A 7,355-nucleotide genomic window follows, 5' to 3' on the forward strand; every position below is an offset into this window, starting at 1 on the left:
TGGACTACGGTTTGCCGGTGACCGCACCGCCCCTCGACCCGCCGCACGGCGCCGCCGACCCGGTGGCCGCCGCCGAGCTGGCCGCCGAGGTCGACGGCGTGGTGCCCGCCGACCCGGCCACCGTCGAGGAGACCACCGGCTTCACCGTCCGGCTGGACAACTTCACCGGCCCGTTCGACCTGCTGCTCCAGCTCATCAGCAAGCACAAGCTGGACGTCACCGAGGTGGCCCTGCACAAGGTCACCGACGAGTTCATCGCGTACCTGCGGGCCATGGGCGACCAGTGGGACCTCGACGAGACCAGCGAATTCCTGCTGGTCGCCGCCACGCTGCTGGACCTGAAGGCGGCCCGCCTGCTGCCCTCCGCCGAGGTGGAGGACGAGGAGGACCTGGCCCTCCTGGAGGCCCGGGACCTGCTGTTCGCCCGGCTGTTGCAGTACAAGGCGTACAAGGAGGCGGCGGCGCACATCGCCGAGCTGGAGTCGGTCGGCGGGCGCCGCTACCCGAGGGCCGTCACCCTGGAGGCCCGGTACGCCGAGGCGCTGCCCGACCTGGTGCTCGGCATCGGCCCGGAACGGCTGCTCAAGCTCGCGCTCAGGGCCATGACCCCGAAGCCGGTGCCCGAGGTGTCCATCGCGCACGTGCACATGGTCCGGGTCAGCGTCCGGGAACACGCCGAGATCCTCTCCGAGCGGCTGCGCCGCGCCGGCACCGCCAGCTTCTCGCTGCTCTGCGCCGACTGCGAGATCACCCTGGAGGTGGTGGCGCGCTTCCTGGCCCTGCTGGAGCTCTACCGGCAGGGGCTCGTGGCCTTCGTCCAGGAGCAGGCGCTGGAGGAGCTGACCGTGCGCTGGACCGGCTCCGCCGACGGCGACACCGAACTGACCATCGACGAGTACGCCGGCTCCCCGGAGTCCGCGACACCGTCCGCCCCGGCGGAGGAGTCCGCGCCGACACCGGCCGCGACGGCGGACGACAGCCCGTCGACGCAGGCCGCGGCGGCGGACGACGCCGCGCCGACACAGGAGTGACCCGATGAGCGACGAGGAACGCCGCGACTCGCTGGCCGACCAGGCAGCCGCCTGGGTCCCCCCGTGGGAGCGGCCGACCCCGCCCGCCACCAGCGAGAAACCAGCCGAGCCGGAGCAGTCCACGGCGACGCCCGCCGAGCCGGAGCCGTCCGTGCCGGCGTCCGCCGGCGCCGACCCGGAGATCTTGGAGACTTACCGTTCGGCTCGAACGGAAACTGTCCAAGATCCGGTGGGGGAGAGCGCGGCGGAGCCGGAGGTGGCGTCGGGATCGGGCGAGCCGGCCGCGGCGGCCCCGAGCGCCGACGAGACGATCGGCCCCGACGGGCTCGCCCACCCCGACGCCCTGCCCAGCGGGTTCGGGGACGGCCTGCTCGCAGAGGCCGACGCCCTGGCCGGTGGGCTCGCTCACTCCGAAGCCCGATCCGGCGAGCCCGAGGGGGAGCGCGGCGCGGGCGGCGTACCCGGAAAGCGGGGACGGCGGCGGCCGGAGCCGGAGCCCGCGCCGGTGCTGGACGACGCCGAGCTGCGCGGCGCGCTGGAGGCCATCCTGCTGGTCGTGGACCAGCCGGTCAGCGAGCTGACCCTGGCCCAGGTCCTCGAACAGTCCCCGGAGCGGATCGGCCCGATGCTGGACGAGATAGCCGCGGGCTACACCGCCGCCGGGCACGGCTTCGAGCTGCGCCGGGCCGCGGGTGGCTGGCGTCTCTACACCCGCCCGGAATACGCGACCTACGTCGAGCGGTTCGTGTTGGAGGGCCAGACGGTCCGGCTGACCCAGGCCGCGCTGGAGACGCTCGCGGTGATCGCCTACAAGCAGCCGGTGACCCGGTCGCGGATCTCCGCCATCCGGGGCGTCAACTGCGACGGCGTGATCCGTACGCTGGTGACCCGCGGCTTGGTCGAGGAGTGCGGCACCGAAGCGGACAGCGGTGCGTTCCTCTACCGGACCACCACGATGTTCCTGGAGAAGCTGGGGCTGAACTCGGTGGACGACCTGCCGCCCCTGGCCCCCTTCCTGCCCGACGACGTAGAAGAGCTTGCCGATGCGACGCGATGACCGTGCCCCCAAACCCGACGCCCCCGTCTACGAGGGCGCCGAGCGCCTGCAGAAGGTGCTCGCCGCCGCGGGGGTGGGGTCGCGGCGCGCCTGCGAGGACCTGATCTTCCGGCGCCGGGTCACCGTCAACGGGCGGGTGGCCCAGCTCGGCGACAAGGCGGACCCGACGCGCGACGTCATCCACGTCGACGGAGAGCGGCTCCAGGCCGACGTCCGCCTGGTCTACGTGGCCATGAACAAGCCGCGCGGGGTGGTCACCACCATGGCCGACGAGAAGGGCCGCACCGAGCTCGCCGACTTCATCGGCGCGCGGCTGGAGCAGCGGGTCTACCACGTCGGGCGGCTCGACGCCGACAGCGAGGGCCTGCTCCTGCTCACCAACGACGGCACCCTCGCCCACAAGCTCATGCACCCGTCGTACGAGGTGCTCAAGACCTACCTCGCCGAGGTGGCCGGGCCGATCCCGCGCAACCTGGGCAAGCGGCTGACGGCCGGCGTCGAGCTGGAGGACGGGCCGGTGAAGGTCGACTCCTTCAAGGTGGTGGGCACCCTGGGCAAAACCGCCCAGGTGGAGCTGACCCTGCACGAGGGGCGCAAGCACATCGTCCGGCGCCTGATGGCCGAGGTGGGACACCCGGTGTCCCGGCTGATCCGCACCTCGATCGGTCCGATCAAGCTCGGCGACCTGCGCACCGGGCGGCTGCGCCGGCTGACCAACGCGGAGGTCGCCGCCCTGTTCAAGGCCGTGGGTGACTGACCCCGTCGTTCGGGGTACGGCTCCCGGTAGGCTTCGACGCGGCCCGCGGCGCCATCGCGCGCGGCCGACCCGCGCGGCGCGGGATGATTGACGAGGAAACACAACCGCTCAACGGCGCCGGACAAGCCGGCGACCCGCGAGGTACGGGCTGAGGAGGACAACGGTGGAGGAAAACGTACGGGCCGGGCGCTGCGTGGTCGCTGTGGACGGGCCGTCCGGTTCGGGTAAGTCCACCGTGTCGCGGCGGCTCGCGGTCAGCCTCGGGGCCCGCTACCTCGACACCGGCGCGATGTACCGGGCGCTCACCTGGGTGGTGCTGCGCTCCGGCGTCGACCTGACCGACACCGAGTCGGTGGCCAAGGTCGCCGGCGAGGTCGACCTGCGCATCGGCACCGACCCCCAGGGGTACGGCGTGACCGCCGACGGGGTCGACGTGGCGAAGGAGATCCGCGGTCCCGAGGTGACCGGGGCGGTTTCCGCCGTGGCCGCCGTGGGCGCGGTGCGTGAGCTGCTGGTCGCCCGCCAGCGGCAGGTGATCGCCGACGCCGGCCGGATCGTGGTCGAGGGCCGCGACATCGGCTCCGTCGTGGCGCCCGACGCCGACCTGAAGGTCTACCTCACCGCCTCCGAGGCGGCCCGCGCCCAGCGGCGCAGCGCCGAGGACGCCGTGGACGTCGCGGCGACCGCCGCCGACCTGGCCCGTCGCGACAAGCTGGACTCGACCCGTAAGGTCAACCCGCTCCAGCAGGCACCCGACGCGGTCGTGCTGGACACCACCGAGCTGGGCATCGACGAGGTCGTCGCCCGGCTGCACGCGCTGCTCAGCGAGCGGGGTGTGGCGTGAGCGAGGATTTCGGCGGTTGGGTGGAGCTGCGCGAGCCGGAGCTCGAGCCCGGTGAGCCGACCGGCCCGCAGCCGGTGGTGGCCGTCGTCGGCCGCCCCAACGTGGGCAAGTCGACCCTGGTCAACCGCATCATCGGCCGTCGCCAGGCGGTCGTCGAGGACATCCCCGGGGTGACCCGGGACCGGGTGCCGTACGACGCGCAGTGGAACGGCCGGCAGTTCACCGTGGTGGACACCGGCGGCTGGGAGCCGGACGCCAAGGACCGGGCCGCGGCCATCGCCGCCCAGGCCGAGACGGCCGTCGTCACCGCCGACGTGGTGCTCTTCGTGGTCGACGCCGTGGTCGGCTCGACCGACGTGGACGAGGCCGCCGTGAAGATGCTGCGGCGCAGCGCCAAGCCGGTGATCCTGGTGGCCAACAAGGCCGACAACACCGCCATCGAGATGGAGGCGACCGCGCTCTGGTCGCTCGGCCTCGGTGAGCCGTTCCCGGTCTCCGCGCTGCACGGCCGTGGCTCCGGCGACCTGCTCGACGCCATCATGGCGGCACTGCCCGAGGCGCCGAAGATCGTGGAGAACCGCCCGCGCGGCCCGCGCCGCGTCGCCCTGGTCGGCCGTCCCAACGTCGGCAAGTCCAGCCTGCTCAACCGCTTCTCCGGCGAGGAGCGCGCGGTGGTCGACGCGGTCGCCGGCACCACCGTCGACCCGGTGGACAGCCTCGTGGAGATCGGCGGGGAGACCTGGCAGTTGGTCGACACCGCCGGCCTGCGCAAGCGGGTGGGGAAGGCCAGCGGCACCGAGTACTACGCCAGCCTGCGCACCGCCGCGGCGATCGAGGCGGCCGAGGTGGCCGTGGTGCTGCTCGACTCCAGCGAGGTGATCAGCGAGCAGGACCAGCGCATCCTCACCATGGTGGTGGAGGCCGGCCGGGCCCTGGTCATCGCGTTCAACAAGTGGGACCTGGTCGACGGGGACCGCCGCTACTACCTGGACAAGGAGATCGACCGGGAGCTGCGCCGCATCCCCTGGGCGATCCGGCTGAACCTGTCGGCCAAGACCGGCCGGGCCGTCGACAAGCTCGCCCCGGCGCTGCACAAGGCCCTGGCCAGCTGGGAGACCCGGATCCCGACCGCCCAGCTCAACCAGTGGCTCACCGCGCTGGTCCAGGCCACCCCGCACCCGGTGCGCGGCGGCCGGGCCCCGCGCATCCTCTTCGCCACCCAGGCCGGCGTCGCCCCGCCGCGCTTCGTGCTCTTCACCACCGGCCCGCTCGACGCCGGCTACCAGCGGTTCGTGGAGCGCAAGCTCCGCGAGGAGTTCGGCTTCGAGGGCAGCCCGATCGACATCTCGGTCCGCCCGCGCAAGAAGCTCGGCCCGGGCGGCCGGGGCAAGGCCCACGGCTGACGCCGCCTACGAGAAGCCGCCGGGGGTCCCATCCCCGGCGGCTTCTTCCTAGGACGCCCTAGGGGGAGTGGCTCCCAGCACCGGTGGGGCCTGTGCGCGGGTCGGAAGATCTTGCGCTAAGCTGTACCGGCTGCCGCGGGGAACGCCGCGCGGGGGCATCGGGACGTGGCGCAGTTTGGTAGCGCACTTGACTGGGGGTCAAGGGGTCGTCGGTTCGAATCCGGCCGTCCCGACACTGATCAGAGGGCATATCCGATCGATGGATATGCCCTCTTCTCGCGTCCGGGTGACTAACTGAGTGACTACGCCTCAGCGTCGAAGATCCGATCCATGGCTACGGCACCGCCGAGGAGCACCGGCCGCAGTTGGTGCCGGTAGACGCTCTCGGTGACGGTCGTGCCGGAGTGCCCGCAGAGGTCCGCGATCTGTTCGATGCTCACGCCGCTGTCGGAGAGCAGCGAGACGAAGCTGTGCCGCAGCTCGCGGGGTGTCCAGTCGCGCGGGTCGAGGCCCGCTCTGGCGACGACGGGGCGGAATGCCCTCAGCACGTTATGCCGATCGAGGGCGGTGCCGGCGGTGGAGACGAAGACGAGTCGGTCAGCGGAGGGCTGGCCCTGGTCCTCGTGGTGAGTGGCGAGCGCGGTGACGCACCGGGCGGGCAGGGCCAGGGTGCGACGCGACTTCCTGGTCTTGGTGTCCCCATCGGCGCGTACGGAGCGCCAGACCTGGATGGAGGGCGGCAACGGCGGTTCGTTGGTCGGCTTGCCCTTGAGGTGAACATGCGCCCAGGTGAGCGCCCGCAGTTCCTCGGTACGGGCACCGGTCAGCAGTGAGACCACGATGTAGGCGTGCAACGAGCTGCGTTCCGCAGCCACCAGGAGCGCCTTGGCTTGGTCGAGCGTCAGTGATTTGGAGGGACGGCCGCCGCGACCGGTGGGAACGGCGCAGAGCGCCACGACGTTGCGCTTGACCTTGTCCCGCGCCATGGCCCGATTGACCGCGCGGTTCAGCAAGGAGTGGAGGAGTCGAAGTGTCCGGGTGCTCAGATGCTGGGCCTTGCCCATGAGCCAACGGTCGATGTCGGTCGCGGTGAGGTCCCGCAGCTTCCTCGCCCCGAGGTCGCTGACGATGTGGGAGTTCACGAGGGTGGCGTAGTTCGCCTTGGTGCTCTCAGACTGTCGGTTCAGCCCGTAGGCCAGCCAGTCGTTGAGAGCATCAGCAACGGTGTGCCCATCTCGGACGAGGGCGAGGCCGTCTTCGTAGTCGCGGATCTTCTCCCGCAGTTTGGTGCGTGCTTCGGTCTTGGTCTTGCCGCTGCCTTTGCGCACGATGCGCTTGCCGGCTGGGGTGTAGCCGACAGTGACGGTGGCGATCCAGCGTTGCCGGGATTCGTCCCAGTGCAGGCCGCCTTCTCCTCGGGCGCGGCGGGTGGTCATCGGTTGCCTCCTTTCTGGGCTTCCTGTTCGAGCAGGTCGACGTAGGTGGTGATCGCGGCGGCGGGCACGAGGCGCGTTCGACCTTGCCGGACGGTGCGCAGCCGGCCGGCGCGGATCTGTTCGTAGATCACAGACCGGGACAGGCTGAGCAGTCGCATCGCCTCCGGGATGCGGTAGAGCGCCTTTGCTGGCGCGTCGAGGGCGGGTGCGGTCAGTTGGTGCTCCTTCCATCGGGGACAGGTTGACCGTCAAGGCAGGCTTGACGGTGGATCGGTGGCCGGGTCAGGCGGCGATGAGCAGTTCCTCTCGTGCGATGTCGTGTCGCTCGCGGGCCATGGCGGCGGCGGTGTTGGCGAGGAGGGCGTCTCCGGTGGTGCGCCAGCCGGAGCCGGCGTAGGTGAGGAGGCCGACGACGAGGGTCGTCTCCCCGGGTTGGTCGGCGTACTCGTGGCCGCCCTCCGTACGTCGCCAGGTGACACGGGCGTCGCGGAGAAGGCGGAAGGTGACCGAGTAGCGGCGGCTCTTGGTCAGGAAGTGGCCGCCGAAGCCGAGCATGTGCGCCCAGCGCCGAAGCATCTGCCAGTCACGGTGGCCGCCGAGGGCCCAGCAGGCGTCGATGAGACGTTCCGGGTGGGTGCCGTGCTCGTCGGCGTAGAGGTCGATGACGTCGCCGTCGAGCCGGCGGGACACGTGGCCGGTGGCTTCGGTGCTCTTGGTGGCGTACTTGGCGAGGTAGCCGGCGACTTTCCCGTCTGTGACCTCACCATCGGCGCTGACCGGACGCACGTCGACCTGCTCGCCCCAGGCGATGCGCCAGCCGGCGGGCT

8 protein-coding genes and 1 tRNA gene are annotated in these 7,355 nt (G+C 71.7%); 6 read left to right on the forward strand and 3 right to left on the reverse strand.

Features of this window, described 5'->3' with window-relative positions; genetic code table 11:
* Positions 1–17: 17 nt before the first annotated feature.
* From F8274_RS17300 to F8274_RS17325, 6 genes are all read left to right on the forward strand, one after another.
* Complete coding sequence (locus F8274_RS17300; RefSeq protein ID WP_151463429.1) at positions 18–1,031, forward strand: ScpA family protein; 1,014 nt, start codon at positions 18–20, stop codon at positions 1,029–1,031.
* Between the two features lie 4 nt (positions 1,032–1,035).
* On the forward strand, positions 1,036–2,088 hold the full coding sequence (scpB, locus tag F8274_RS17305; RefSeq protein ID WP_151463430.1) for an SMC-Scp complex subunit ScpB: 1,053 nt from the start codon (positions 1,036–1,038) through the stop codon (positions 2,086–2,088).
* Complete coding sequence (locus F8274_RS17310; RefSeq protein ID WP_151463431.1) at positions 2,075–2,845, forward strand: pseudouridine synthase; 771 nt, start codon at positions 2,075–2,077, stop codon at positions 2,843–2,845. Before scpB ends, F8274_RS17310 begins: the two co-directional genes overlap by 14 nt.
* 163 nt (positions 2,846–3,008) lie before the next feature.
* On the forward strand, positions 3,009–3,689 hold the full coding sequence (gene cmk / locus F8274_RS17315) for a (d)CMP kinase (RefSeq protein ID WP_151463432.1): 681 nt from the start codon (positions 3,009–3,011) through the stop codon (positions 3,687–3,689).
* 20 nt (positions 3,690–3,709) lie between these two features.
* On the forward strand, positions 3,710–5,092 hold the full coding sequence (der, locus tag F8274_RS17320) for a ribosome biogenesis GTPase Der (RefSeq protein WP_192579874.1): 1,383 nt from the start codon (positions 3,710–3,712) through the stop codon (positions 5,090–5,092).
* A gap of 159 nt (positions 5,093–5,251) precedes the next feature.
* A tRNA-Pro gene (locus tag F8274_RS17325) sits at positions 5,252–5,325 on the forward strand.
* 69 nt (positions 5,326–5,394) lie between these two features.
* Here the strand turns inward: F8274_RS17325 and xerC are convergent.
* From xerC to F8274_RS17340, 3 genes are all read right to left on the reverse strand, one after another.
* On the reverse strand, positions 5,395–6,528 hold the full coding sequence (gene xerC / locus F8274_RS17330) for a tyrosine recombinase XerC (protein ID WP_151463434.1): 1,134 nt from the start codon (positions 6,526–6,528) through the stop codon (positions 5,395–5,397).
* The gene (locus F8274_RS17335) at positions 6,525–6,743 is read right to left on the reverse strand and encodes a helix-turn-helix domain-containing protein (protein ID WP_151463435.1); all 219 of its coding nucleotides are present in this window, start codon (positions 6,741–6,743) and stop codon (positions 6,525–6,527) included. Before F8274_RS17335 ends, xerC begins: the two co-directional genes overlap by 4 nt.
* Before the next feature lie 67 nt (positions 6,744–6,810).
* Positions 6,811–7,355, reverse strand: a 545-nt coding sequence (locus F8274_RS17340; protein WP_370518244.1) for a replication initiator, incomplete at its 5' end; no start/stop codon positions are given.

This window comes from Micromonospora sp. AMSO31t (assembly GCF_008868175.1).
Taxonomy (GTDB): domain Bacteria; phylum Actinomycetota; class Actinomycetes; order Mycobacteriales; family Micromonosporaceae; genus Micromonospora.

Coding starts and splice junctions, on each gene's coding strand:
- scpB (WP_151463430.1), top strand. CDS start 1,036: ATGAGCGACGAGGAACGCCGCGACTCGCTGGCCGACCAGGCAGCCGCC.
- F8274_RS17310 (WP_151463431.1), top strand. CDS start 2,075: ATGCGACGCGATGACCGTGCCCCCAAACCCGACGCCCCCGTCTACGAG.
- xerC (WP_151463434.1), bottom strand. CDS start 6,528: ATGACCACCCGCCGCGCCCGAGGAGAAGGCGGCCTGCACTGGGACGAA.